Raw genomic sequence first — 24,867 nt, 5'->3', positions numbered from 1 at the left:
ACAGAATTCGGACAATTTTGGGACCAAGGGTTGCGGGCTTCGCAATCCTGTGGTTGGCGAAGGCACCCGTATAGTTAGCCGGTATGGGAACAATGCTGGTTACTGGGGGCGCGGGTTTCATCGGTGCGAATTTCGTTCGCATGGCGTTAAAGCGCGACCCGAAATTGGACGTGATCGTCGTCGATAAGCTCACTTATGCTGGCAATCGTGTGAATCTCGCCGGCTTGAATATTGAGTTTGTGCAGGGTTCGATCACGGATGCCCCGCTTATCGACGAGCTAGTCGCCCGAGCCGACACCGTCGTCCACTTTGCGGCGGAGTCGCATAACGACAATTCGCTGACCGATCCTTCGCCGTTCGTCGACACGAACGTGGTGGGAACTTTTGTGCTGCTCGAGGCGGTGCGCAAACATAACAAGCGTTTGCATCACATTTCCACGGACGAGGTGTTCGGTGATTTGGCGCTCGACGACCCCGCACGGTTCACCGAGCACACGCCATACAACCCTTCTTCGCCGTACTCGGCGACAAAGGCCGGTTCGGATCACTTGGTTCGCGCGTGGGTCCGTTCGTTTGGAATCAAGGCGACGATCTCGAACTGCTCCAACAATTACGGCCCCTACCAGCACATCGAGAAGTTTATTCCGCGACAGATTACTAATTTGCTCACGGGACGACCTGCGAAGCTGTACGGCACGGGCGCCCAAGTGCGTGATTGGATCCACGTCGACGACCACAACGATGCGGTCCTATTGATCCTAGAAAAGGGTCGGCTTGGCGAAACCTATAACATCGGCGCCGACAACGACCACACGTCGAATAAACAGGTGATCGAAATGATCTGCGAACTCATGGGCGGAACCTACGAGCATGTAGCCGATCGCCCTGGTCACGATCAGCGCTACGCGATGGATTCGACGAAGCTTCGCGAAGAACTTAGCTGGCGTCCGCGTTACACGTCGTCGATAAGCGAAGGCTTGGAGCGCACGATCGAGTGGTACCGCGATAACGAGGAGTGGTGGGCTGCTGACAAGGTCGCGGTGGAGGCGAAATACGCGGCCGGAGGTCAGTAAGGTGGAGCGCATGCAGGTTCATTCCACCCCGATTGCCGACCTTCTCCTCCTCGACCTCGATCTCCACAGCGACGATCGCGGCTGGTTCAAAGAGAACTGGCAGCGCGCCAAGATGACCGACCTGGGCTTACCTGATTTCGGCCCAGTCCAGAACAACATCAGCTTCAACGCAGCTCAGGGCACCACGCGGGGACTCCACGCGGAACCGTGGGATAAGTTCATTTCCGTCGCTACGGGGCGCGTGTTTGGTGCGTGGATCGACCTTCGCGAAGAATCGGCGACGTTTGGAGCGAAGTTCACCCACGAATTCGGGGCGGATCAAGCTGTTTTCGTCCCTCGCGGAGTGGCCAACGGCTTCCAGGCGCTTCACGACGACACCACCTACGTCTACCTTGTCAACGCCCACTGGTCGCCGACCGCGCAGTACTCCAATGTCAACCTCACCGAGATCGATTGGCCACTGGAACCCACGCAGGTTTCTGCGAAGGACTTAGCACACCCCGCATTGGCGGATGCCACCCCCGTCCCGCCGCGCAAGATTCTCGTAACCGGCGCGAACGGACAGTTGGGAAGGGCTTTGCAACAGGTACTTCCAGGCGAGTACGTCGAGTTTTGCACGCGCGCTGAGTTCGATATCACGGCACCACCCGAGCGGGATTGGTCGCAGTACGCGGCGATCATCAACACGGCTGCGTACAACGATGTCAACGGCGCGGAATCGGACCGCGCGACGGCATGGCGAGTCAACGCGGAAGCCCCGGCGCGCCTGGCAGCAATCGCCGCCCAACACAATCTCACCCTGGTGCACGTTTCCAGCGACTACATTTTTGACGGCAGCGAAGAACTTCACAACGAGGACGAAGCCCCCTCCCCGCTCAGCGCGTATGGTGCCTCGAAGGCTGCTGGCGAGACCGCGGCACGCACAGCTCCGAAGCATTACGTGATCCGCACGGCTTGGGTCTTCGGCGACGGGAACAATTTCATGTCCACGATGGCGTCGTTGGCAATGCGCAGCATTGAGCCGAAGGTGATTCACGATCAACGCGGCCGCCCGACCTTTGCGGAGGACTTAGCAAAGGGCATCAAGCATCTCTTGGAGACTCGAGCTCCTTACGGCATTTACAACATCACGAGCAGTGGCGACACAGTTGGCCGTGACGAGATTGCGATGGCGGTGTTTATCGGCGTCGGCCACGACCCCGCCGAGGTACATCCCGTGTCCACCGCTGAATATCAGGAGATCAATGGCCCAGAGGCGCCGAGGCCGAAGGAGTCGACGCTGGACCTGTCGAAGATCGAGGCCACTGGTTTCACTCCGACGAATTGGCGAGCAGCACTCGCGCTGTATTTGGCGCTCCACCCGCCGACTGCCTGACGCGCTACACTTTAGCGCTATGAAGGGCATCATTTTGGCGGGCGGCTCCGGCACGCGTCTGTATCCAATTACAAAGGGTATTTCGAAGCAGCTCATGCCGATCTATGACAAGCCCATGATCTATTATCCACTATCGACGCTGATCAGCGCGGGGATTCGGGAGATTTTGATCATCACGACCCCTGAGGACCAGGCTGCTTTTCGACGACTCCTCGGCGATGGTTCTGACTGGGGCCTCATGCTCGATTACGCGGTACAGCCGTCGCCGGACGGTTTGGCGCAGGCGTTTATTATTGGCGAGGAGTTTATCGGCGACGACGCGGTGGCGTTGGTGCTCGGCGACAACATTTTCGAGGGCGTGGGTTTGACGCACGCGTTGGCTCGTCGTCAAGCTCCCGACGGTGGTTTGATTTTCGCCTACGAGGTTTCCGATCCGCAGCGCTACGGCGTGGTTGATTTCGACGAACACGGCAAGGCCACCTCGATCGAGGAGAAGCCGGAGCACCCGAAGTCGGATTTCGCGGTCGTCGGCCTGTACTTCTACGACAATCAGGTGGTAGAGATCGCCAAGGACATCACGCCGAGCGCCCGCGGTGAACTCGAGATCACGGCGGTCAACGAGGCCTATCTTGACCAGGGCAAACTCCAGGTGGAGCGTCTGCATCGGGGCGATGTTTGGCTGGATACCGGCACGATCGATTCGATGACGGAAGCCTCCGCGTATGTCGAGGTGATCCAGAAGCGTACCGGCACGATCATCGGTTCGCCCGAGGTCGCCGCCTATCGTGAGGGATTCATCGACGCAGCCCAACTAGAACGACTCGCGCAACCTATGATGAAGTCCGGATATGGCGCATATCTTATCGACGCAGCCCGCGATTAGGAGCACCCCATGACTACCCTCTCTGTCCTTCTCACCACCTATCACGGCACTGACGTCGACGCGCTCACCATGGCGCTCGATTCCCTGCTCCACCAGACTCGCCCGGCGGATCACATTGTCATCGTCGAGGACGGTCCCCTCTCCCCGGCGGTCGCGGAGGCGGTGCAGCAGTTCGTCGACAAGCATGCCGAGGCTCGGCGCGTGGTCTTGGCCGCCAACCAAGGTTCCGGTCCTGCCTCGCAAGCAGGCTTAACGACGATCGACTCGGACTTCATCGCCCGCCTCGATTCCGATGATGTGGCCGCCCCGGAACGCTTTGCGAAGCAGTTAGCTTACTTCGAGGCGCACCCGCAGGTGGCTGTGTTGGGCACCGCGGTCGTGGAATTCCAGGAGACACCGGGCGATGCCGACCGCGTTCGAGCGCTGCCCGAATCGCCGCATGCTTTGCGAAGCTATGTGAAGATCAATTCGCCGATTAATAACCCATCGGTGATGATGCGCACCCAAGCGATCAAGGATGTGGGTGGCTACCGGGACGTGCACCACATGGAGGATTACGACCTCTACGCGCGCCTAATTTCGGGCGGATATTTGTTGGCGAATCTGCCGGAGCCTTTGACGTTTTTCCGCGTAACGCCGGAACAATTCCAGCGAAGGACCGGAAAAGAAATGTTCGCCGCGGAGAAGCAGATGCAGGAAAATCTAGTTTCATACGGGCTCGTCACCCGTCCACGGGCTATGATGAACCTGATCATTCGTACCTTGTACCGCAGCCTGCCTACCGGTGTGTTGACGCGAGTGTACGGAGCACTATTTCACAAGTAAGAAAGTTTTCATGGACGCTCTCGCACAGGACTTTTCCGATACCTGGCTGATCGTGCCCTGCTTCAATGAGGGACAGGTCATCCGGGAAGTTCTCGAGCATGCCCGCGAAACATTCCCCAACATCGTCGCGGTCAACGACGGTTCCAAGGACAATTCGGCAGCCGAGATCCACGCAGCTGGCGCGCACTTGGTCAATCACCCTGTGAATCTGGGCCAAGGCGCCGCGATCCAAACCGGAGTTGAATACGCCCGTTCGCAACCCGGCGCAAAGTACTTTGTTACTTTCGATGCCGACGGCCAACACCAGGTAAAGGACGTCATCCGCATGGTGGGTCGCCTGCGTGAGGAGCCTTTCGACATTATCGTCGGCACGCGTTTTGGTCGCCCCCGGGCCGAAGATGATCAGGTTCCGTGGATCAAGCGCGTCGTGCTAAAGACCGTGGTGTTCTTGTCGCCGCGTACTCGTCGTCTCGGCCTGACGGACGCGCACAACGGGCTGCGCGCCTTTAACAAAAAGGTCGCCGACGAGATGAATATTCGCATGAATGGCATGTCCCATGCGTCCGAAATCGTCGGCATGATCGACAACAACAAGTGGCGTGTTGCGGAGGAGCCAGTCGATATCCTCTACACCGAATACTCCATGAGCAAGGGCCAGTCCCTGATCAACGGTGTCAACATTCTCGCCGACGGCATCGTGGCAAGGAGACTCTAATGATTCAGGCTGTACTTCTCATTGCTGCCCTCTTGCTGGTGGCGTACTTCTTCTTCAACCGCAAGAAGGCCCGCGCGAAGGCATGGGTCAAAATCGGTTTCGCCCTCTTGGCCATCGCAGCGATCTGGGCGATCCTGCGGCCCGACGATCTCACCGTCGTAGCCAACTGGCTCGGCGTCGACCGTGGCACCGATCTCATGCTCTACGCCCTCGTCGTGGCGTTTTTCTTCACGACGATGTCCACCTGGGTTCGATTCCGAGAACAGGAACTACGCTATGCCCGCCTCGCACGCGCAATGGCGATCCAAAATGCCGTGGAGCCGGGCGACCAGCTACGCTAACCAGTACCGAATTCATTTCTGTACTGGGAGAACAACCGTTGGCTGAGACCACACAAACCACCAAGATCCCTGCCCTCATGTGGGCTTTCACCATCGTGCTCGCGCTCGCCGCAGCTGTAGGTGGCTACTTCATCGGATTCAGCGAAGGCAAGGCGCAGGCCCCTGCGAACTCCTTAGCAACGCAAGAATCTCCTGCAGCAGACACCGCCGAGGCGACGGAAATCCCCGACGTAGAGCCTGGCAAGGAATTCACCGAGCCACAGCCGAACGACGACGGCACATTCAACGCGCAGCTCCACGGCCCTGGCATTGAAGGCGAGCAGGTGGCACGCCGCGACCCTAACGATCCGTTTGCCAAGGGTGCTGTGGACGCGCCGATCGTGCTGAGCGAGTTCTCTGACTTCGGCTGCCCGTTCTGTGCGCGCTTTGCCACCGACACCGAGGCTGAGCTGGTCCAGGAGTACGTTGACACTGGCCTCGTGCGCGTGGAATGGAACGATTTCACCATCAACGGCCCGAACTCCGAGGCCGCAGCTCGCGCTGCTCGCGCAGCCGCGGAACAGGGCAAGTTCTTCGAGTTTAAGGATGCGCTCTTCGGCGACTTCGACGTTAATGGTGGCCAGCCATACACGATCGACATTCTTGCGGGGTACGCCGAGGAAGCAGGCGTTAAGGACATTGAAAAGTTCAAGAAGGACGCAGAAAGCGATAAGTACGACGACGCGATCGGCGGTGCGAAGGAGTTCGCAGCATCTTTGGGGATGAACGGCACGCCGAGTTTCGTCATCGGTACTCAGACAATGAGCGGCGCTTTGCCGCTGGAGGAATTCCAGAAGGTGATCAACACTGAGCTAGCAAAGTCCCAGGACAAGGCTTAAACGCCGCGGAAGTACTCCACGGTGCGGGCCACGCCCTCTTCGATGCTGACCTGTGGTTCCCAGCCGAGCACATCCTTGGCTAGGGAGTAGTCGAGTGCGGAGCGAGGCAGATCGCCAAGGCGCGCGGGTGCGTATTCAGGGTCGTCGGGTGCGCCGGCTGCCTGGGCAACCAGTGTGTGCAGCTGGCGGTCGGTGGTTTCCACGGAGGTGCCGATGTTGAAGCGCTGTCCCCCACCGAGCTCGCCGGAGGCCAAGTAAAAGGCACGCACCACGTCGCCGACGAAGACGTAGTCGCGGGTGTTGCCGCCCTCGCCGAATACCTTGGTTGGTTTACCGTCAAGCAGGTTCTGGGCGAAGATTGCCACCACGCCTGCCTCGCCGTGTGGGTCCTGGCGTGGCCCGTAGACGTTTGCCGGGGCGATGTGTGAGCACTCCAATCCGTACAGGTTACGGAAGGTGTTGAGGTAGACCTCGCCAGCGTATTTCGACGCAGCATAGGGGGAATAGGGATCCACGGGGGTCGTTTCAGACACTGGGAATTGGTCCGGTTCACCATAGATCGAGCCGCCGGATGAGGTGTGGACGATTTTGCGCACGCCGTTTCGTCGTGAAGCATCTGCGAGGCGGATGGTGGAAAGGACGTTGGTTTCTGCGTCGCGGATTGGATCGGCTACGGAGTGACGCACGTCGATCTGTGCGGCGAGGTTGAATACGACCTCAGGGGTGTGCTCCGCAAGCAGTGCGTCGTAGTCAACCGTAAGAACGTCAGCCTCGACGAAGGTCGCGTCTGGGTTTAGGTTGTCGCGCTTGCCGTGTGAGAGGTTGTCAACGACGACAACGTGGTGGCCTTCCGAAATCAGAAGATCGACCAAATGGGATCCAATAAAACCGGCTCCACCGGTAACGAGAGTGCGCATGCCCACAAGTGTAGTGGGCATGCGCACTGGCTTAATTAGAAACGCCTACCGTTTAGGCGTTGACCACCTCAGGAGCTTGCTGCATTTCGCGGGCGAACTTGGATGCCTTGGACAGCTGGTTGCGGAAGAGGGTGAAACCGAGCCAGATGGTTGCGGTTGCGGTGATCGCTGGGATTGCGAGTGCAACGTAGTAACCGGCGGAGAACTTCTCCAACAGACCGTTTTGCACCAAGCCAACGTTGATGAAGAACATCAGCAAGACGCTGATACCAACACCCGGGCAGACCAGGGTGAACGCCGCTGGCGAAGTGATCTCTCGGCCTAGGACGTAGTCGCGGTAGAAGCCATTGGACTTCATTACGATGTGCCCCAGTCCAAAGAACGCTGCTTGCAAGACGATGATGATCGAGAGGAAGAACATCAGGCCCACCGACGAGGACGGGTGTTCTTGCGGACCGCCGGGACCAGCATTAACAAGGGTTTGCAAGCCATGGCGGTCGCGCAGAACGGTAATCGCCCAGAGTGTCATGGTTGGGATTGCCAACCACATGGTCGCGGAGTTGCCCACTGCCAGTCCGTAGCGCTTAATACTCATGACGCCGGAGACCAAGAAGACGATGAAAAGCAGGACGGCGATCATCGCGAAGAACATGGAGCCCCAGACTGCGATGAGGACTACCCAGGTGTTGGTGCCCATCGCAGCAGGTGCTGCGAATCCGACTCCGACCATGGCGAAGCCGAATACGGCGATGATCTGATTGAGGCCCGCGTTACCCTCGAAGCTGAACGTGCCGGTGGTGATGAGGCGGCGCAGGTAGTTGCCCATAATGACTAGAGCGAGCACGCCGACGGCACCATAGGCCAGCAGTGCAAATGGCATGAGTGCCTGCAGAATGGAGGTCAGGTTCGGGATAAACGCCATCGCCGCAACGAAGATGCCGTTGATGGACATGCCTAGGGTCAGTGGGATCGCCATGAGAGTGACCTCGGCGTTGGACTGCTTCAGGTCGTCATATGCGGCGGTGCGCTTGAAGGCGAAGAATTCGCGAAGGTTCCACGCCAACAGTGTGAAGTGGATGACCAGAAAGATCGTCATCCCGATATAGCCGGCGACGATGACGCTGCGCATGAAGCCGTCGCCTTCCGCATAGGCATCCATGATGGTTTCAAAGGTGGGCATCGCAGTGCCGGGGTGTGGCGTGATGTGCATAAACGCCATGAAGAAGAATACGGCAAGGCCGCCGAATCCCAGCGCTGCAAGGAAATACAGTGGTGAGTATTTCTCACCGAGGTTCTTGATCATTGGTGTACCTTTCTCAATCTCGTTATACCCCCTGGGGTATCCAACGAAGATACTAGCCAGCTGCCACTTAAGCCGCAACACGATACCCCCCTAGGCATTGCTTGGCGACGAAAAAGGCCACCGCATCCAGGCACGATGGCTTGGATGCGGCGGCTGGTCGTCGTTAAGCGTTAGTAGCCCCGCTTGATCCATTCTTCAAGGTGAGGAGCCTCGTCGCCCACTGTGGTGTGATCGCCGTGGCCGGTGCGCACCACCGTCTCGGACGGCAGGTCCAGAACGGACTTCTGCAGCGAAGCGATGATGGTGTCGAAACTGGAGTAGGAACGGCCCGTAGCACCTGGACCGCCCTGAAACAGGGTATCGCCAGAGAAGAGCTCGCCTGCCTCTGGAACATAAAGCACCACGGAACCCGGCGAGTGGCCTGGGGTGGAGAGCACCTGGATGTCGGTTCCGGCAATCTCGAAGGACTGCCCGTCTGCAAGGTCACGGTAGCGCAGATCGGGGTTGGTCTCTTCCCAGAGCATGGAATCGGCCGGGTGGAGGTAGATCGGCGCGTCGACTAGTTCGGTCAGGCGAGGTGCCGCATCGATGTGGTCGTTGTGACCATGCGTTGCGATGATGCCCTTGACCTTTCGGTCCCCTACCGCTGCAGCAATCGCATCGGCATCGTGGGCTGCGTCGATGATGAATACCTCGGAATCGTCGCCGATGATCCAGACGTTGTTGTCAACGTCCCATTCGCCGCCGTCGAGGCGGAACTTGCCGGAAGTAACTACGTTGTCGATGGAAAAAGCCATTAGTCAAACACCACCACTGATCGGAGGACGTCGCCCTTCTTCATGGATTCAAAAGAGGCTTCGACATCATTGATTGAAATGCGTTCTGAAACAAAGTCTCCCAGAGGGAAACGATTCTGCAAGTGCAGGTCCACATACATCGGGAAGTCGCGCTCAGGCAGGCAGTCGCCGTACCACGCTGGCTTGACGGAACCGCCACGGGAGTACATGTCGATCGCTGGGATATCGATCTTGTCGGTCATATTCGGCACGCCCACCATGACCATGCGCCCAGCGTGGTCGCGAGAGTAGAAAGCCTGCTGCCAGGTCGGAATGATTCCGACAGCATCGATGGTAACGTCGGCGCCAAAGCCGTCGGTAAGCTGGCGAACTTCTTCGATCACCTGGTCAACGCTCATTCCCTTCGAGGTGATGGAATGAGTCGCACCGAAGGTCTCCTCAGCGGCTTTGGTCTTGCGCTCATCCAAGTCGACGGCGATAATCTTCGTTGCGCCAGCAAGAGCAGCGCCTGCCACCGCGGCAAGGCCCACCCCGCCGAGGCCGAAGACCGCAACGGATTCGCCAGGTTGAATGTCGCCGGTGTTCACCGCAGCACCCACGCCGGCCATGATTCCGCAGCCGAGCAAACCAGCAGCGGCTGGATCTTCTTCAGGGTTAACTTTGGTGCACTGACCTTCGTGGACGAGGGTCTTTTCCGCGAAGGACCCGATGCCCAGCGCCGGCTTGAGTTCGGTTCCGTCTTCGAGCGTCATCTTCTTCGAGGCATTGTGGGTGTTAAAACAGTTCTTGGTATCACCCTTGCGGCAAGCGCGACACTCGCCACACACGGCGCGCCAATTCAGCACGACGAAATCGCCAACGGCGACGTGGGTTACGGCTTCGCCCACCTCTTCAACAACGCCGGCGGTCTCGTGACCCAGGAGGAATGGGAATGCGTCCTCGATGTCGCCGTCGCGGTAGGCCAAGTCGGTGTGGCAAACACCGGTGGCTTGGACCTTGACTACCACGTCGTGGGGGCCTGGCTCTGGAATAACGATGGTGGTTACTTCTACTTCTGCGCCCTTTTCGCGGGCGATTACACCTTGTACTTTTTGGCTCATGCCCCCACCCTATCCATTTCCAGCAAGCGCTTCTTATCGGAAACAGTGCCCAACAATTGCAGGCTGAAGCCCTCCCCGCAGCCAGGTACGAACTAACGCGGGGAGGGCTTTCGTCGATAAGCGACTTAGAAGCTCAGGCCAAAGCCTGCCTCGTAGGCAACACCTTCGCGATCTACGTAGGCGTAGTTTTCTAGGTACTTGCCCGGCACATCACGAGGGCTTTCAGCGACGGTCTCGGCAGAAGCAGGCACCGACATTGGCAGCTTGCCCTTCGGCCCACCATCCTCGCCAGCGAGCGACTTCAGCAGGTTGGCAGGGCTGATCTCGTACGTGCCGACGACAGCGGCAGCCTCAGGTTCCAGCTCGGTGAGCAACCAAGGGTTGGTGAAGTTGACTACCAAAATCGTCGGAACCGTCTTCTCGATCTCAATCACGCGATCGACGTCCACGCCGTTGTTGCGAGGCTCGATGGACAACGAGACGCCTGGACGATCGTCCTCAAACAGCGCGATGTCGGGACGCGCCCACACGACCGCAAAGTCGGCTTCTTCCGGCGATTCAACCAGCTGGTAGTTCGGGGTGGTGTCCGCGAATGCAGCCTTAAATTTGCGATCCACCTCGTCGATCTTGGTACGGCCTGTGGTGTAGACATACACCTTCTTTGCAGCTTCCAGATCAAGTGGGAGCAGGTCCGCATTGCGTAGCAGCGTGACAGACTGGCGCTGTGCGGTCTGCGCGAGCGCGTTGACGGTGTCGTTGCCGATGATCTGCTCGGCGATATCCTCGTCGACGTATGGGTTATCGAAAAGGCCCAGTTGGAACATCTCGATGAGCAGTCGCTTGACGGCGCGGTCGAGGAATTTCTCTTCTAGGATTCCCTCATCGAACGCCTTTTGCAGCTCAGTGGGATCAGACATGTCAGAAACGATGTCAGTGCCAACTTCAACCGCCTTGGCAAAACGCTCTGGCTTGGTCAGATCTTCAACGCCCCACATCATGGCGTCGATAATGCCGGAATCGGAGTTGATATAGCCGTCGAAGCCCATGTTTTGGCGCAGCATTTTCTCGATGAAGGTGTTGTTGTATGCAAACGCGACCTCCTCGAACTGCGTGGTTGGTCCTTCCCACAGTTCTTCCGGAAGCTGCTCAGCTGAGCTGTTTACCGGCTTTGCGTAGTACGGCATGATTGAGGCACAACCCTCGTCCACCGCAGCTTGGAACGGTGGCAGATGGTACTTGTACAGCGCGCCCTCGGTTGGGTACTCGTTAGTCTGGCCCCACTCGAAGTGCGGATCATGGCCGTCCAGACGCACGCCACCACCTGGGAAGTGCTTGACGGTGGTTGCCACAGAAGCCTCGCTTAGCGACGACCCCTGCATGCCGCGGGTCAGCGCCGCCATGTAACGGGTGACTAGATCAACATCCTCGCCGAAGGTGCCGTTGAAGCGGGACCAGCGTGGCTCGGAGGCAACGTCGGCCATATAACCGTAGATCTTGTGGATACCGCCTGCGCGCCACTCCTTGGCGATCTCCTTGCCGTAGGTCTCGATCAGTTGGGCATCGTCAAGTGCCGCAAGGCCCAGCTCGCCCGGCCACTCGGAGAACACGCCCGTGGACTCGGACACACCAAACTCGGCAACCAGCGCAAAGTGGTTGCGCGGGTTGGACGCGAACACGACCGGGATACCTAAGCGAGACTTCTCCGCTACTTCTTGGACCGCATTAGTCCACACTGCGAGATCGCGTGGCTCGAGATTGTCGCGCACGATGAGGTAGCGCTGGTGCCGCACGTTGATCGCGTTGTCGGTAGACGAGGTCACCAGAATTGGCTCTGGGTATTCCTGGGAGGTAATCGGGTTGTGGTCTCGCCACACGTCTTCAGGGTTCAGCAGGTTGTTAGGGTCTGCGTGTGGAATGAACTCGGAATATCCCGGATAATGGGAACCGATGACCATCATGCCGATTTTTTCTTCGGGCTTCATGCGGGTGACGAGGTCGTCGGCACGCTCGTCGGCAGGCAAACGCCAATCTTCATAGGGGGCAAGCTGTCCGTCGCCGTCGAGATCGCGGAACTTCAGGCCGTCGGCTTCCACAAAACGGTTCAGGCGGGAGCCCAGGGCGGGTTGGTTTGTCATGGGGCATTCCTTAAGAAAGGGAAATAGAGAATAACTGTGTCCCACATCAATTTGGCTGAAAATCGCGCGGCGGGTCACAAAAATTAAGGTATTGAGACAATCCTAACGAATCTTGGACGCGATTGCGAGAAAAGTCCGACCATTTAGGGAATGTCACCCCGCCACCCCCCGAAGTGCGAAAATCCCGCCGCAGGTCTGTCCTCGCGGCGGGATATTCGTCGATAAGCAGCTTAAGAGCGCGCAATAACCTCAGACACGTGCGCGTGTCCACGCTGATTCACGTGGATCGGCAGGTTGCCCGGGCCGCCATAGAAATCAACGAGGCCAGCCCACATGCGCTTGTCATCCTGAGCACACATGGAGTTCCAGCGGGTGGAAGGCTTCATGTCTAGGAATTCGACGCCGGTCGCGTTGGCCAAGTCCACCTGCATCCACTGCGCCAGGTTTTCCCAGCCAGCAACCTGTGGAGCCGGGGTGCGATCAAACATGTTCGGGCCGACATGGAACAGGCAGACATTGCCAAATCCGTCAGTGATCTGTGGGTAGCCCACGATCTGGATACGCGCGTTCGGCGCAGCCTGGCGAATTCGGTCAATCTGCGGGGTCAGCGCGGAAACGTAGGCAGCTCGCGCCTGATCCGGGGTGCGGTTGCCGGTGTTATAAGCATCGTTGAATCCGGTGGTCAGGATAACGCGACGGGTGCTTGGGGTCAGGGCGCCATCGTTCAGCGCGCGATCAACCTGAGTTCCAACCTTTGGGCCCTGGGAGATCGAAATAGTGCCGGTGCAAGAGTAGTCCCAGGCAGGGAGTCCCAGCTTGGCAGCAGCCTGCTTACCAAAGCTGGTGGGGCTGGTTGGGCACCACGTTGCCACGTTGGATGATCCACGAGGATCCAGACCCATCTTTCCCGCAGCCCACCCTGGGACGGTCGGATCCGCCAAAACGGAGTCACCGAACAAAACTGCGTTAGCCTGCTGTGCGTTGGCCTGGGGTGCAAATGGTGCAACAACCACGGTTAGTGCGGTGAGAAGAGTTGCGACGACGCCTGCAACCTTGCGACGGGAAGCTGAAAACTGCATGGAAAACACTTTCTGTCGTGCGCTTTCTGGGTGTGCGCGGGATACTCGTAACTTATCGTGAGGAAAAAGTCATGTTCCAGTGAACACTAAACGGCAACTGTGGGTTTCCGCAACATTTAGGAAACCAGTAAGAACAATTACCACAGTAACAACTTTGGCAACAACAGCAACTTGAGTAACGTTGCGACTGTCCATTCTTTAAGGCAAGGTTGTATACCTAAGAACTTTCTGGGACCAAACTGCAACAATCCTTTAACTACCTTCGATATACCTAAAGATTCGCCTCGCGTTACCCAACGCCTTACCAAGGAGCCTTATGTCCATCTCTCCCGCGCTAGGAAAGATTGCTTTCAACGCCCGTGCCCTGGCAAAGTTCGTTCCCGCCGTAATCCGCTCTGGCATCGTCGGGTCCGAAGGTGGACTCGGTGGCGCGCTCAATGTCCCCTCCATCCTCGCCCGCTATTGGTTCACAACCGCCCGCGAAGTTGAGCAGGGTGCAGCGCAAACACCTCTGCGCAATGCGCTTATCGACGACGACGGCATCCTCACCTACCGCCAGCTCCGCGACCAATCTCGAACTCTGGCGAAGTGGCTGTTGGAAGTCAAGGATCGGGAGAACCTGGAAGAGCTCCACGTGGGAGTTATGGCCCGCAACGGTCGTGGCATGCTGATCCCATTGACCGCAAAGGGCTACGCAGGTGCCACCCTGTACTTACTCAACGTCGGTTCCTCTCCTGAGCAGATCCTTGGCTGCATCGAAGAGAACAAGATCAACGTTCTTTTCATCGACGACGAATTCGCACACTGCATCCCCGAGGATTACCCTGGCCTGACCATTGCGTACGCGCACCAGGACGAAAGCCACACCGACTACACCTCGATCGAGTCGATCGTGAGCTCCCCGGACAACGGCTATGCCCTCCCGACCTGGCCCAAGCACGGTTACATCGTCCTCATGTCTTCCGGTACCACCGGTGTGCCGAAGGGCATCCTGCGCCCAGAACCAAGGCTGCCACTTGTCCTCGCAGGCCTGCTAGAAAAGATGCCATGGCGCGCCGGAATGACAGTGCAAATGACAGCATCCATGTTCCATACTTGGGGCTGGTCCGCAACCAACATTGCACTTGGCGCCCGCAACACGATCGTCACCCAGCGCCACTACAACCCAGAAAACGTGTTCAAGCAGCTTGTCGATTACAAGTGTAACGCGATGATCTCCTCCCCGATCTTCTTTAAGCAGCTCCTTGAAGTGCCCGACAACGAAAAGTACGACACCTCGAACCTCAAGTTCATCGCGTCCGCCGGCCACGCTCTTACCCCAGAGATTGTGCGCACAATGAACAACCGCTTCGGCCCAATCCTGTGCAACATCTACGGCTCCACCGAGCTCACCCTGGCCGCCGCAGCCTCCGCCGAGGAAGTCGCAGCACAGCCCACCGTCGCTGGACATGTGTCCACCGGCACCACGCTGAAGCTTTACGACGACCAAGGCAATGAGGTCCCACAAGGTGCCGTCGGACGTATTTTCTTGAACAACTCCACCTCGCTGATCGGATACTCCAACCCGAACACCAAGATGGTGAAAATTGGCGACCTCATCGAAATGGGCGATCTTGGCTACTTCGACGAGAATGATCGCCTCCACGTCCTCGGCCGCGTTGACGACATGATCATCGTTGGCGGCGAGAACGTCTACCCGTCTTCCGTCTCCGACATCCTCGAACCGATGCCAGGCATCGCAGACCTCCACGCCGGCGGTGTTGACGACGACGAGACCTTCGCCCGCATCGCCGTTTGGATCGTGCGCAGCGACGACGACGCCGGCCGAAGCCTCACCAGCGATGCAGTCCGCGACTGGGTCCGCGAGCACCTTGCCGAGCACTCCGTTCCCCGTGACGTGAACTTCATCGACGAGATGCCGCGCAACGCCACCGGCAAAGTCGTCCCGCGCTTCCTGCCAGCAAGCGTGTACAAAGCCTAGATGCTGTTTCTTCGAGATGCCCCTTTTTCTTTCGTGGAAAAAGGGGCACCTCATTGTTGTTCGTGAACTGCTCCCCATTAGTTGGACTGAGAAATCAGATACCGACTAGTGGGGAGTAGTTCAGGGGGAGAGACCGGAGGGGCGAGTCCAACCCTGTTCCCATTCCTAGGAATTAGCTGAACAACTCAAGAGTATATTTGCAATGGCACACGTTCGCGACCTATGGACAAAACCAAACCCAGACAAGACCTCCCGAAAGAAACGGGTATGCAGTGCGCGGTGGGGCGTCGGCAGGCGCTGGCAAGTCATCTGGGACGAAAACGGTAAACGCACCACCGCTACTTTCCAGACCGAGGACGCAGCGAACGACTACAAAGCGCGCGTCGAAGTCGGGCAAACTGACGGCACCTGGATCACAAAAGATAAAGCCGCGGTCACCTTCGGGGACCTCTGGGACCCGTGGATCGAATCAAAACCAGACATTGCCCAGAGCACTCGCGCAGGCTACGTCGCCGCGTGGGCACACCTCGAGCCGGTCTGGGGCGACACGTGCATCGCCAAGTTCAACGCCGCGGTATTCCCTACGTGGGTTGCTGGCCTGAAAACACGGCGCCCACACCAAAAGACCGAGCCAACCCCGCTAGGCAGCGGCGCAAAACGTAAAGTGGGCATTGTCGTGAACGCGTTTCTCGACATGGCAGTCAAGAACAAGATCATCCGCGAGAACCCACTCGGCAAAGGCGACATCGTGCGCCAGGAGCCCGCAGACAAACGTGCACTACGCATCGGGGAAGTAGACGCCTTGCTCGCGGCCGCACCGACGGAGCAGGCTCGACTACTGGCCGAGGTCATGCCGCGCACCGGAATCCGGCCGGGGAAGCCAAAGGGCTCAAGGTCAAAGACCTCGACTACTACCGTGGCCGGCTTGTGATTCGCTGCTCCGTCGACCAGCTCGGCCACCCTGGCCCGACCAAGTCCCGGCGCGACCGCGACGTCCCCGTCGGCGGCGACCTTCTCCTGGACCTCGACGGCATGGCATCAGGCCACGAAGACGAAGACGAAGACTGGCTGATTCCCGACGAGCACGGCAACGTGTGGACCGACGCCCGCTGGCGACGAGTATTCGACAAAATGTGCACCGAAGCCGGCCTCGACAGCATCACAACCTACACGCTCAAGCACACCGCCGTCACAATGTCGATCACAGCAGGCGCTGACGTGTACGCAGTGCATCGTATGTGCGGGCACGCGAGCGCTGCGATCACCCTCGACTACTACGGCCACCTCTGGGACGCCGGCCTGGACGCTGTGCCCGGCGCGATGGATGCACTCATGGAACGCGAACGAGAACGAGAGAAGGCGAGCACCCAGCGACGAGCAGAGCGCAAGACACGAGGGCGCGGCCGGCTACGCGCGATCGGCGGAGAATAGATCACTACCGTCAGTTAGTGCGTCACTGGTCCCAGTATGGGCGTTGCCGCTATCAGTGATCCTGAATGACCCCGTATAGAGTGACTGGACGAGTGAGAGACTCTGAGACAGGGGCTCGCGTGCGCAGGTTAATAGTTAGGCTGGAATCCCGTCCACCACGATGCGAGATTCCTCAGTTAATGAGCTGCTCGTCGCGCGCATCCGTGAGAGGTGGCGCAGGGCGAGCTGAATCTTTGGCCTATCGTTTTCCAGGACGTGCGCGAGACGATCTAGATCATCGAACTTAGGCAGGCGACCAAGTGCGAGTATTTCAATGCCCACAACACAATTCAAGCCGTCGAGATCGACGATGGTATCCGCGCCCAGTTCGATTGAGTGAGCTACTGGTCGAGATGATAGCTCGATGTAGGCAGCCTCGAAGTTATGGTCTTTCGTGATTTGAATACGCATCCGAGACTATCCTTTCCTTTTCCATTATTTGATGAACGCCGTTACAACAATAACGGGGTTGGATCCGTCAACAGTAACTACACAAGTCACTTTACCTAAATTCCGTTCATAAACGGTGCGATTCGGTTCGTTTCCTGGTCTACTGATGTCCGGAGCTTCAAGGACTCGATGGATATCTGTCTCGGTAATTCCACGCTGTCTCATTCTCCTTCTCGCGTGCCCAGAGATACTTAGCCTTCGATTCATTGGCTCTCAACAACTTCAAAAGCAAGACGCCTAACCTTCACCCCGTCCAGGAAGATGTTACATACGTATAGTCCCGCTGATTCGATTAGAACTGGTCCACGAAAAACGAATACCGATGCCACTTTACCGTCGTACCGGACCGCGCCCATTTCATCTTCGAGGTTGAAGTCAAAATTAATTTGCGGTGCCTCTTGATCACTAGGTGCGTAAATCTCGATCCGTAGCGTCGGCGGCTCAGTCTCTTCCGGTCGGCGAACGCGACCGGCGACGGCTATATCCACGACGCCCGGATAAGACGAAACCTGTGCCTCGGTGAAACTCGCCCCTACGACTGTGAGGGTCCCACGATCAGACTTCGCGTATTCAGCGAGGAAAGCGTAATCAAGTTCAGCTGTCATAGCTCAAGTGAACCATAAGCCATCGCCACTAACGCGTAGCTCGTAGCTTGTTTCTATCTTCCCATATTGGCCATGCTTCTTTCCTAAGCTGGTCTCGTTCGCTCTGTGTGCGTTCTGTGTGCGCTAATAGAAGGAACAACCTGGGACAACTTGGTACATCTTCCCGTTTTTGAAATGCAAGAAACCCCCAGGCTAAACAGTGTCTACCTGGGGTTTTCGTGGAGCCGCCTACGAGAATCGAACTCGTGACCTTTTCATTACGAGTGAAACGCTCTACCGACTGAGCTAAGGCGGCCAGCACAAACGTGCGCCACATAGCTTATCGCAGGTCAAGTGAAAGAATAAAACCCGCTGGTCACTTCGCTTTGCAGGCTTTTCGGATCGCGCCGATCATTCCGTTGAAGGCGATGGCCGGGGTCACAGACTGATCCAAGTGCGTGCGACACTTCGCGATCGCGTCCTGGCACGCCACCAAACCTTCCTCGGTGACGCGCTCGCCAATCTCCCGCGCCAATCCCTCGAAGTCCGGGTGTGTCAGCTCAACGTGGGCACCGGACTTAACGACGAGCGCGTCGCGGTACACCCCCGCCAAGTCGACAAGGGCTAGGTCCAACACATCGCGTTTTCGTCGAGTAGTGCGTGCTTTCTGCCGAGTTTCCAGCTCTTTGATCGTGCCGGCAGTCCCGCGCAGCGCCTTGGCCGCGCCTTTGCCCTTTGCACCCATCCCCAACGCCTGTTCCAATTTAGCCCGCTCGGCGGCATCGGCTTCGGCGTAGGACTCCACGGCCTCCTTGTCTACGGCTTTGATCAGGGAACCTACTGCCTGGAACGACTGATCCCCGTGGAAGATCAGCTCTGCCAGGTTGATCACCTGCGCGCGACGAGCCTGCACCGTCTCGTTTTTGATCAGCGCGCGGGCCCGCCCCACGTGGCGCAGCGATGTCGCAGCGGCCAAGCGGGCGATGTCTTCAGATGCTCCCTCTTCGCGGGTCAGGATGCGCACAATCTCCGAGGTAGACGGCGATGGAATGTACACGTGGCGACAGCGCGAACGCAGCGTCTGCGAGAAGTCCTCCGGATCGGTCGACGGCGCGCACATCACAATGACGGTGGATGCTGGTGGCTCCTCCACGGTCTTGAGCAATGCGTCGGCAGCTTCGGCGGTCAGCCTGTCAGCGTCCTCGATGATGATGACGCGCCACGAGGCGATCGTCGGCAAGCGTGCTGCCTGCGCGACGATGGTATCCACGGTTTTCTTGGAGATCGACAACTCTTGCGGCACGATGTGGACTACATCGGAGTGCGAGTTGGAAAACACATCGTGGCAGCCCTTGCACCGCCCGCAGCCAATTTCGCTTGGGTCTTCGCACACAAGCGCTGCGGCGAAGGCAACCGCCGTGTTGGAGCGGCCCGAGCCCGGCGGTCCGGTGAAAAGCCACGAGTGAGTCATGGCGCGGGGGTCGGCGCCGTCGACCTTGCGGGCAGCTTTGGCAGCCGACAGAATCGTTTCACGCACCTTGGGGCTATCTGCCAAGCGCTCCGTGACGCTGCGTGTGTTCACTCGATCTACCCTACTTCATGCCGAAATCACCAATTGATAGATAGAGTAATAGACCATGGATCGTCTTTGGCGCGGCTTGAAATGGCTTTGGGGCACATCGTGGCCTTTGTATGCGGCAATTGTGCTGGGTACCAACGTTATTGCGGCGATCGCAATTATGTTGTTTATCCGCTTTTTGGTCCCGATGCCGGAGGTCATGGAGTTCGCCTCCGAAGCATCAAGCTTGACGACGATCGGCGTGGCCTACGTCATCTTCGCCGTCGTCGTGGGCGTGGTCGCAACCTTTTTCATCGTGCGACCAGTGCTAGATTGGCAGCGCCACCCAGAGGAACACGACCCAAACATGGTGCGCAGCTTGGTGATGCGCTTGCCGGTGATGCAATCGATCATTGTCATTGCGGTGTGGGGTGTCGGCATCATTATTGCGATCGTGACGGCGGGCCAGATTAGTTGGCGCCTCGCATTGGTGGTCGGTGTCTCGGCGGCGCTGATGGGGCTTATCGTGTCGCTGATTACGTACTTGCAGGCCGAGCGTCTCGTGCGCCCGGTGGCCTCGACTGCCCTGGCGCGCAGGTTTGAAGATTCCACGTTGGAGCCTCCGATCAAGCAGCGCTTATACATGACATGGTTTATGACCTCCGCCGTGCCTCTGATCGGCATTATCTTGCTGCTGTGGGCGCAACACGCGGGGTTCTTCTCCGGCAACGTCGGAGAGCTCATTGGCGCGATCGTTTCCTTGGCCATCGCCGCGCTGGTGACGGGGTCTATTGGCGTCGCGTTTGCCACCATGAGTGTGGTCGATCCGATCAAGGAACTTCAAGAAGCAATCAACCGGGTGCGTCGTGGCGACACCGATGTCCAAGTGGACATTTACGATGGCTCCGAGATGGGCGTGCTCCAATCCGGGTTTAACGAGATGATGCGTGGGCTTAGGGAGCGTCAGCGCGTGCGCGATATCTTCGGACGCTACGTGGGCACCGAGGTCGCGCAGAAGGCACTAGAGGCCAAACCTGAATTGGGCGGCGAGGACCGCAAGGTCGCCGTCATCTTCGTCGACGTGATCGGTTCGACCACCTTTGCCGTTAACCACACGCCTGAGGAAGTAGTAGAGGCCCTCAACGAATTCTTCGAGCGCGTTGTCGATGTTGTGCACCGCAACAAGGGTGTGATCAACAAGTTCCAGGGTGACGCTGCGCTGGCTGTCTTTGGCGCACCTTTGGCGCTGAATGACTCCACCTCCCACGCCCTCCAGGCGGCTCGCGAGCTGCGCTCAGAGCTGCGCGGCCTCGCCTTGCAGGCGGGCATCGGCGTCGCCTCGGGACACGTCGTCGCCGGCCATATCGGTGGGCATGACCGTTTCGAGTACACCGTGATCGGTGATGCAGTGAACTCGGCTGCACGCCTTACCGACCTAGCCAAAGACACCCCAGGCGGCGTGCTGACCAACGCTTCTACCCTGCGCGGCGCCAACGAGGTCGAGCAGGCGCGTTGGACCCTGCTGAAGTCGATTGAGCTGCGCGGCCGTCACAAGATGACACAGTTGGCCCGACCTGTTCGCTCGACCATGGCAGATCGCTACTAGCGACCCCTAGTCAGAAGCTAGGCCATCAACCAGCAGCATGTGGCCGAGAGCCGCGGTTGCCACAGTCACGGCCTCAAGCAATCGCGTGCGGAAATCATTGCGGTCCTTGCACAGCGTGTGGCGCACGACGCGCATTCCTTCGGCTGCCGCCACGAGGTTCGCGCCGTGTCCGATACCGGAATCGGCCAGGCTTTGCTTGCGGAAGCGCTCGTCGTTGGCCAACGCCACCGTCGCCATTGTGGCCGCGCCACCGATCACCGTGGCAGGCAACAGATCGCGATTTTTCTTGGCAGCAAGGCCTGCGCCCGCAGCGAGTACGGCACCCGTGGTGGCTGCGCTGGTCGTCGTCAATGCTCCTCGCTTATCGACGAGGCGTGCCACATAACCGGCCTGCTGCCCCACGATGCCCGCAATTCCGGCGGCGCTTGGCTGCGCCGCGACTCGGACTTGTTCGAAGGAGCCAATCGCGCCGGAGGCAAGACCGCCGGCTAGTGCGGCCCGCTGGGTGTTGTCCAGCGGTGCACGCGCGGCTTCGCCGGCGAGCAGTAGAGGCAGGAGCGGCTCCAACACGTGAGAGAGTTTTCGCCAGCCGAACAGTCGCGACCAACCGGCGGATTCTGCGACTACGAGGTACCCGGCGCGCTCGGGGCGCTCGAGGGCCTTCTTTACCGAAGCTACGCAGGCTTCGATCCCTTGGTCCGTCCGTGCTTTGAACTCTGCGATACCGAAATCCTGCGCCATTTAACTACTTCCTTCTAGAACCCGCCTTGACTACGTTTTTCGTTGTCTGCGGCGGTGCCTTGCGTGTGGTCTTCTTAGTAGTCTTTTTAGCCGTTTTCTTAGCCGTTTTCTTAGCCGTTTTCTTTGTCGTCTTCTTGGCCGACTTTCGCGCGGTCTTCTTCGCAGGGGCGCTGCCCTGCTCGGCCTCGCGGGCGCGGCGAGCCGAAAGCAGCTCGTTAGCGCGCTGGTCGGTCATGGTTTCAGGGGTATCGCCACGCTGCAGGGACGCGTTGGTCTCACCGTCGGTGACGTATGGGCCAAAGCGACCATCCTTGATGCTCATTGGCTTGCCTGAGACATCGTTGTCGCCCAACATCTTCAGCGGTGGCTTCGCTGCCGCGCGGCCACGACGCTTCGGCTCGGCGTAGATGCGACGTGCCTCTTCCAGGGTGATGGAGAAGATCTGATCCTCGCTCGCAAGCGAACGCGAATCGTTGCCCTTCTTCAAATACGGGCCGTAACGACCGTTTTGAGCTGTGATGAGCTCGTCATCTGCTGGGTCGATGCCTACCTCACGTGGCAGGCTCAGCAACTTGAGTGCATCATCTAGCTCGATCGTTGCCGATTCCATGTTCTGGAACAGCGAGCCGGTTTTCGGCTTCAATTGTTCGTCGACAAGCTCGGCGATGCGCTTTTCCTTCTGCTTCGCTGCGGTTTTGGTCTCCCAGTTCTTCGCACGCATTCCATCAGCGGCACGCTGCGCATCTTCAGCCGCGCGCTCCTCGGCGACGACCTTTTCGGCGGCGGCCTCGGCCTTCTCACGCTCGTCATCGCGCACCACCTCGGTGACGTACGGGCCATAACGGCCGTCGCGAGCAACGATCATGCGCCCGTTAGCTGGGTTCTCCCCAAGCTCACGGCCGGTCTGAGGCGTGGCGAAGAGCTTCTCCGCCATCTCTAGGTTGACCTCGTCCGGGGTCGCGGATTCGGGCAGATTCGCGCGCTGGTACTCCGGCTCTCCCTCAGCCGTTACGCCGGTCTGGCGCTCAATGTACGGGCCGTAGCGGCCGACACGCACGTTGATAGAGCGGCCTTCGGAATCGTCGAAAAGCTTCAAAGAATTGACCTGGCGTGCGTCGATGGACTCCAGATTTCCCTCGATCATCGCCTTGAGACCACCGTGGCGCGCGATGGCTTCCGCCATGGAATCATCGGCCTCGGCGTCACCGAAGTAGAAGCCGGTGAGCCAATCGGTGCGGTCTTCTTGGCCATTCGCGATCTCATCCAGCTGGTCTTCCATTGAGGAAGTGAAATCGTAGTCCACCAGCGGGGTGAAGTTCTGCTCCAACAGGCCGACGACGGAGAACGCCACCCACGAAGGCACAAGCGCATTGCCACGCACGAATACGTAGCCGCGATCTTGGATCGTCTTGATGATCGAGGCATACGTCGACGGACGACCAATTCCTAGCTCTTCCATTTTCTTCACCAGGCTCGCTTCGGTGTAGCGAGCTGGCGGATTGGTGGAGTGACCATCGGCGGTGATCTTCGTGGAGGTCAGATCGTCGCCCTTGGCCAGAACCGGTAGATGCGAGTCCTTGTTATCCTGCGCGTCGGAGTAGGCACGCAGCCAACCCGGGAAGGTAATCGTGCGTCCGGTCGCGTGGAACTCAGCCTTTTCGCCGGTGGTCGCGGTGCCAGAGATGACAACCTTCATAGAGGTGCCCTTGGCATCTGCCATCTGGGAGGCGACGGTGCGCTGCCAGATCAGCTCATACAGCTTGAATTCCTCAGCGTCGAGCGCGCCTGCCAGTTGGCCCGGGGTGGCAAAACGCTCACCAGCAGGTCGGATCGCTTCGTGCGCCTCCTGGGAGTTTTTCACCTTACGGTCGTAGGTGCGCGGGCTACTCGACACAAAGTTCGCGCCATAAAGTTCAGTCGCGGCGTTGCGGGCAGCCTTCAGGCCTTGCTGGGACAGCGAGGTCGAGTCGGTACGCATGTACGTAATGTGACCGTTTTCGTACAGTCGCTGCGCAATACGCATCGTGCGGGCGGACGTAAAGTGAAGCTTGCGACCGGCCTCCTGCTGCAGCGTGGAGGTCATAAACGGCGCGTAGGGGCGTCGCGAGTATGGCTTTTCCTCAACCGCGTCCACGTGCATCGGCTGCTTTTCAAGCGCCTTCGCCAGGGCTTCTGCTTTCTGCTTATCGACGACGACCACCTGGTCGCTCGCCTTCTTCAGCTGGCCGCGGTCGGTGAAATCCCGCCCCTGTGCGACGCGCTTGCTGTCTAGCGTGGCCAGCTTTGCATCGAATTCCGCGGGGTTTTCCGGCTGGTCGGCCTTGCCAGTATTCAGCGTTGCCGCGAGGTCCCAGTACTCGGCCGAGATGAATGCCATGCGTTCGCGTTCGCGCTCGACGATGACGCGTGTGGCGACGGATTGCACGCGACCTGCGGAAAGGCGCGGCATGACCTTTTTCCACAACACGGGTGAGACTTCGTAGCCGTAGAGACGGTCAAGGATTCGGCGTGTTTCTTGCGCATCGACCAGGTCGGTATCGATTTCGCGGGTGTTTTCCGCTGCTTCCTTGATGGCTGCTTCGGTGATCTCGTTGAACACCATGCGCTCTACCGGCACCTTGGGCTTGAGAACCTCCAGCAGGTGCCACGCGATTGCTTCGCCTTCGCGGTCCGGGTCTGTTGCAAGAAGGAGCTTATTGCACTGCTTGAGCTTTGCCCGCAGATCGGCAACTTTCTTCTTCTTGTCGGGGCTAACTACATAGATGGGTTCGAAGCCGTCCTCGGGGTTGACGCCGAGCTTGGCCCATGATTCCTTCTTGTACTTATCCGGGATATCTGCGGCTCGTCCTGGCAGGTCGCGGATGTGTCCGACGGAGGCTTCGACAATGTACTTGTCGCCCAGGTAGTTCTGGATCTTCTTCGCCTTCGTTTGAGACTCGACAATGACTAATGTCTTGTCCGCTCCGTTTGCATCTGCCACGGCGTGTGTACCTCAATTCCTAAAGTGCCTGGTGTGCTCACCATGCCACAACTGTATGCGACGTGTCACACCTGAC

The 24,867-nt window shown here is 58.7% G+C and carries 23 protein-coding genes and 1 tRNA gene; 11 read left to right on the top strand and 13 right to left on the bottom strand.

Going from position 1 to position 24,867, the window contains the following annotated elements; translation table 11 throughout:
- Positions 1 to 83 precede the first annotated feature (83 nt).
- From rfbB to QP027_RS00780, 7 genes are read left to right on the top strand one after another with little or no spacing between them, the layout of a single operon-like run.
- Positions 84 to 1,073, top strand: a complete 990-nt coding sequence (rfbB, locus tag QP027_RS00810) for a dTDP-glucose 4,6-dehydratase (protein WP_284825298.1) — start codon at positions 84 to 86, stop codon at positions 1,071 to 1,073.
- Positions 1,074 to 1,083: 10 nt separating this feature from the next.
- A complete protein-coding gene (gene rfbD / locus QP027_RS00805) occupies positions 1,084 to 2,448 on the top strand; it encodes a dTDP-4-dehydrorhamnose reductase (protein ID WP_284825297.1) in 1,365 nt (454 codons plus the stop codon).
- A gap of 19 nt (positions 2,449 to 2,467) precedes the next feature.
- The gene (rfbA, locus tag QP027_RS00800; RefSeq protein ID WP_284825296.1) at positions 2,468 to 3,331 is read left to right on the top strand and encodes a glucose-1-phosphate thymidylyltransferase RfbA; all 864 of its coding nucleotides are present in this window, start codon (positions 2,468 to 2,470) and stop codon (positions 3,329 to 3,331) included.
- 9 nt (positions 3,332 to 3,340) lie between these two features.
- Positions 3,341 to 4,156: a glycosyltransferase gene (locus QP027_RS00795; RefSeq protein ID WP_284825295.1), complete on the top strand. Its 816-nt coding sequence runs from the start codon at positions 3,341 to 3,343 to the stop codon at positions 4,154 to 4,156.
- A 10-nt stretch (positions 4,157 to 4,166) separates the two neighbouring features.
- A complete protein-coding gene (gene ppgS, locus QP027_RS00790; protein WP_284825294.1) occupies positions 4,167 to 4,871 on the top strand; it encodes a polyprenyl-phospho-N-acetylgalactosaminyl synthase PpgS in 705 nt (234 codons plus the stop codon).
- Positions 4,871 to 5,212, top strand: coding sequence for a DUF2304 domain-containing protein (locus QP027_RS00785; protein WP_284825293.1), 342 nt, complete (start codon positions 4,871 to 4,873; stop codon positions 5,210 to 5,212). Before ppgS ends, QP027_RS00785 begins: the two co-directional genes overlap by 1 nt.
- Before the next feature lie 38 nt (positions 5,213 to 5,250).
- Positions 5,251 to 6,090: a DsbA family protein gene (locus QP027_RS00780; protein WP_284825292.1), complete on the top strand. Its 840-nt coding sequence runs from the start codon at positions 5,251 to 5,253 to the stop codon at positions 6,088 to 6,090.
- On the opposite strand, the gene QP027_RS00775 is transcribed toward QP027_RS00780, so the two are convergent.
- The 6 genes from QP027_RS00775 to QP027_RS00750 form a co-directional block, all read right to left on the bottom strand.
- The gene (locus QP027_RS00775) at positions 6,087 to 7,007 is read right to left on the bottom strand and encodes an NAD-dependent epimerase/dehydratase family protein (RefSeq protein WP_284825291.1); all 921 of its coding nucleotides are present in this window, start codon (positions 7,005 to 7,007) and stop codon (positions 6,087 to 6,089) included. The genes QP027_RS00780 and QP027_RS00775 overlap by 4 nt on opposite strands.
- Before the next feature lie 52 nt (positions 7,008 to 7,059).
- The gene (locus QP027_RS00770) at positions 7,060 to 8,310 is read right to left on the bottom strand and encodes a TsoY family (seleno)protein (RefSeq protein ID WP_284825290.1); all 1,251 of its coding nucleotides are present in this window, start codon (positions 8,308 to 8,310) and stop codon (positions 7,060 to 7,062) included.
- 170 nt (positions 8,311 to 8,480) lie between these two features.
- The gene (locus tag QP027_RS00765) at positions 8,481 to 9,107 is read right to left on the bottom strand and encodes an MBL fold metallo-hydrolase (protein WP_284825289.1); all 627 of its coding nucleotides are present in this window, start codon (positions 9,105 to 9,107) and stop codon (positions 8,481 to 8,483) included.
- The gene (locus QP027_RS00760) at positions 9,107 to 10,207 is read right to left on the bottom strand and encodes an S-(hydroxymethyl)mycothiol dehydrogenase (RefSeq protein ID WP_284825288.1); all 1,101 of its coding nucleotides are present in this window, start codon (positions 10,205 to 10,207) and stop codon (positions 9,107 to 9,109) included. Before QP027_RS00760 ends, QP027_RS00765 begins: the two co-directional genes overlap by 1 nt.
- 125 nt (positions 10,208 to 10,332) lie before the next feature.
- Positions 10,333 to 12,342, bottom strand: coding sequence for a glycoside hydrolase family 3 protein (locus QP027_RS00755; protein ID WP_284825287.1), 2,010 nt, complete (start codon positions 12,340 to 12,342; stop codon positions 10,333 to 10,335).
- 230 nt (positions 12,343 to 12,572) lie between these two features.
- Positions 12,573 to 13,421, bottom strand: coding sequence for a GDSL-type esterase/lipase family protein (locus QP027_RS00750; protein WP_284825286.1), 849 nt, complete (start codon positions 13,419 to 13,421; stop codon positions 12,573 to 12,575).
- A gap of 316 nt (positions 13,422 to 13,737) precedes the next feature.
- On the opposite strand from QP027_RS00750, the gene QP027_RS00745 reads away from it, so the two are divergent.
- From QP027_RS00745 to QP027_RS00735, 3 genes are all read left to right on the top strand, one after another.
- Positions 13,738 to 15,402, top strand: a complete 1,665-nt coding sequence (locus QP027_RS00745) for an AMP-binding protein (protein WP_284825285.1) — start codon at positions 13,738 to 13,740, stop codon at positions 15,400 to 15,402.
- 202 nt (positions 15,403 to 15,604) lie between these two features.
- The gene (locus QP027_RS00740; RefSeq protein ID WP_284825284.1) at positions 15,605 to 16,333 is read left to right on the top strand and encodes a hypothetical protein; all 729 of its coding nucleotides are present in this window, start codon (positions 15,605 to 15,607) and stop codon (positions 16,331 to 16,333) included.
- Complete coding sequence (locus tag QP027_RS00735) at positions 16,330 to 16,833, top strand: tyrosine-type recombinase/integrase (RefSeq protein ID WP_284825283.1); 504 nt, start codon at positions 16,330 to 16,332, stop codon at positions 16,831 to 16,833. Before QP027_RS00740 ends, QP027_RS00735 begins: the two co-directional genes overlap by 4 nt.
- A 135-nt stretch (positions 16,834 to 16,968) precedes the next feature.
- Here the strand turns inward: QP027_RS00735 and QP027_RS00730 are convergent, their stop codons facing one another.
- The 5 genes from QP027_RS00730 to QP027_RS00710 all read right to left on the bottom strand — a co-directional run bounded on the left by QP027_RS00730 (position 16,969) and on the right by QP027_RS00710 (position 19,488).
- A complete protein-coding gene (locus QP027_RS00730) occupies positions 16,969 to 17,283 on the bottom strand; it encodes a DUF2283 domain-containing protein (protein ID WP_284825282.1) in 315 nt (104 codons plus the stop codon).
- A 24-nt stretch (positions 17,284 to 17,307) separates the two neighbouring features.
- Positions 17,308 to 17,529, bottom strand: a complete 222-nt coding sequence (locus QP027_RS00725) for a DUF4258 domain-containing protein (RefSeq protein ID WP_284825281.1) — start codon at positions 17,527 to 17,529, stop codon at positions 17,308 to 17,310.
- Positions 17,526 to 17,927 (bottom strand): DUF6941 family protein, encoded by a 402-nt coding sequence (locus tag QP027_RS00720; RefSeq protein WP_284825280.1) that lies wholly within the window; start codon positions 17,925 to 17,927, stop codon positions 17,526 to 17,528. The genes QP027_RS00725 and QP027_RS00720 overlap by 4 nt, the downstream gene beginning before the upstream one ends.
- A 219-nt stretch (positions 17,928 to 18,146) precedes the next feature.
- Positions 18,147 to 18,222 (bottom strand) — tRNA-Thr (locus tag QP027_RS00715).
- 60 nt (positions 18,223 to 18,282) lie between these two features.
- Positions 18,283 to 19,488 carry a DNA polymerase III subunit delta' gene (locus QP027_RS00710; RefSeq protein ID WP_284825279.1) on the bottom strand — a complete coding sequence of 402 codons (1,206 nt, stop codon included), beginning with the start codon at positions 19,486 to 19,488 and terminating at the stop codon, positions 18,283 to 18,285.
- Between the two features lie 55 nt (positions 19,489 to 19,543).
- Between QP027_RS00710 and QP027_RS00705 the strand changes: the two genes are divergently transcribed.
- Positions 19,544 to 21,070, top strand: a complete 1,527-nt coding sequence (locus QP027_RS00705) for an adenylate/guanylate cyclase domain-containing protein (protein WP_284825278.1) — start codon at positions 19,544 to 19,546, stop codon at positions 21,068 to 21,070.
- A 6-nt stretch (positions 21,071 to 21,076) separates the two neighbouring features.
- On the opposite strand, the gene QP027_RS00700 is transcribed toward QP027_RS00705, so the two are convergent.
- Both QP027_RS00700 and topA read right to left on the bottom strand, forming a co-directional pair.
- A complete protein-coding gene (locus QP027_RS00700) occupies positions 21,077 to 21,811 on the bottom strand; it encodes a lysoplasmalogenase family protein (RefSeq protein WP_284825277.1) in 735 nt (244 codons plus the stop codon).
- Between the two features lie 4 nt (positions 21,812 to 21,815).
- Positions 21,816 to 24,791 (bottom strand): type I DNA topoisomerase, encoded by a 2,976-nt coding sequence (gene topA, locus QP027_RS00695; protein ID WP_284825276.1) that lies wholly within the window; start codon positions 24,789 to 24,791, stop codon positions 21,816 to 21,818.
- Positions 24,792 to 24,867 lie beyond the last annotated feature (76 nt).

Source organism: Corynebacterium breve (genome assembly GCF_030252165.1).
In the GTDB taxonomy this organism is placed as follows: Bacteria; Actinomycetota; Actinomycetes; order Mycobacteriales; family Mycobacteriaceae; genus Corynebacterium; species Corynebacterium breve.
Note: the sequence above shows the minus strand (reverse complement) of the source record. Positions and strands in the feature narration are given on the sequence as shown.

Coding starts and splice junctions, on each gene's coding strand:
- rfbB (WP_284825298.1), top strand. CDS start 84: ATGGGAACAATGCTGGTTACTGGGGGCGCGGGTTTCATCGGTGCGAAT.
- QP027_RS00720 (WP_284825280.1), bottom strand. CDS start 17,927: ATGACAGCTGAACTTGATTACGCTTTCCTCGCTGAATACGCGAAGTCT.
- QP027_RS00725 (WP_284825281.1), bottom strand. CDS start 17,529: ATGAATCGAAGGCTAAGTATCTCTGGGCACGCGAGAAGGAGAATGAGA.
- QP027_RS00775 (WP_284825291.1), bottom strand. CDS start 7,007: ATGCGCACTCTCGTTACCGGTGGAGCCGGTTTTATTGGATCCCATTTG.
- QP027_RS00785 (WP_284825293.1), top strand. CDS start 4,871: ATGATTCAGGCTGTACTTCTCATTGCTGCCCTCTTGCTGGTGGCGTAC.
- QP027_RS00765 (WP_284825289.1), bottom strand. CDS start 9,107: ATGGCTTTTTCCATCGACAACGTAGTTACTTCCGGCAAGTTCCGCCTC.
- QP027_RS00750 (WP_284825286.1), bottom strand. CDS start 13,421: ATGCAGTTTTCAGCTTCCCGTCGCAAGGTTGCAGGCGTCGTCGCAACT.
- QP027_RS00700 (WP_284825277.1), bottom strand. CDS start 21,811: ATGGCGCAGGATTTCGGTATCGCAGAGTTCAAAGCACGGACGGACCAA.
- QP027_RS00795 (WP_284825295.1), top strand. CDS start 3,341: ATGACTACCCTCTCTGTCCTTCTCACCACCTATCACGGCACTGACGTC.
- ppgS (WP_284825294.1), top strand. CDS start 4,167: ATGGACGCTCTCGCACAGGACTTTTCCGATACCTGGCTGATCGTGCCC.
- QP027_RS00760 (WP_284825288.1), bottom strand. CDS start 10,207: ATGAGCCAAAAAGTACAAGGTGTAATCGCCCGCGAAAAGGGCGCAGAA.
- rfbA (WP_284825296.1), top strand. CDS start 2,468: ATGAAGGGCATCATTTTGGCGGGCGGCTCCGGCACGCGTCTGTATCCA.
- QP027_RS00730 (WP_284825282.1), bottom strand. CDS start 17,283: ATGCGTATTCAAATCACGAAAGACCATAACTTCGAGGCTGCCTACATC.
- QP027_RS00745 (WP_284825285.1), top strand. CDS start 13,738: ATGTCCATCTCTCCCGCGCTAGGAAAGATTGCTTTCAACGCCCGTGCC.
- rfbD (WP_284825297.1), top strand. CDS start 1,084: ATGCAGGTTCATTCCACCCCGATTGCCGACCTTCTCCTCCTCGACCTC.
- QP027_RS00755 (WP_284825287.1), bottom strand. CDS start 12,342: ATGACAAACCAACCCGCCCTGGGCTCCCGCCTGAACCGTTTTGTGGAA.
- QP027_RS00740 (WP_284825284.1), top strand. CDS start 15,605: ATGGCACACGTTCGCGACCTATGGACAAAACCAAACCCAGACAAGACC.
- QP027_RS00770 (WP_284825290.1), bottom strand. CDS start 8,310: ATGATCAAGAACCTCGGTGAGAAATACTCACCACTGTATTTCCTTGCA.
- QP027_RS00705 (WP_284825278.1), top strand. CDS start 19,544: ATGGATCGTCTTTGGCGCGGCTTGAAATGGCTTTGGGGCACATCGTGG.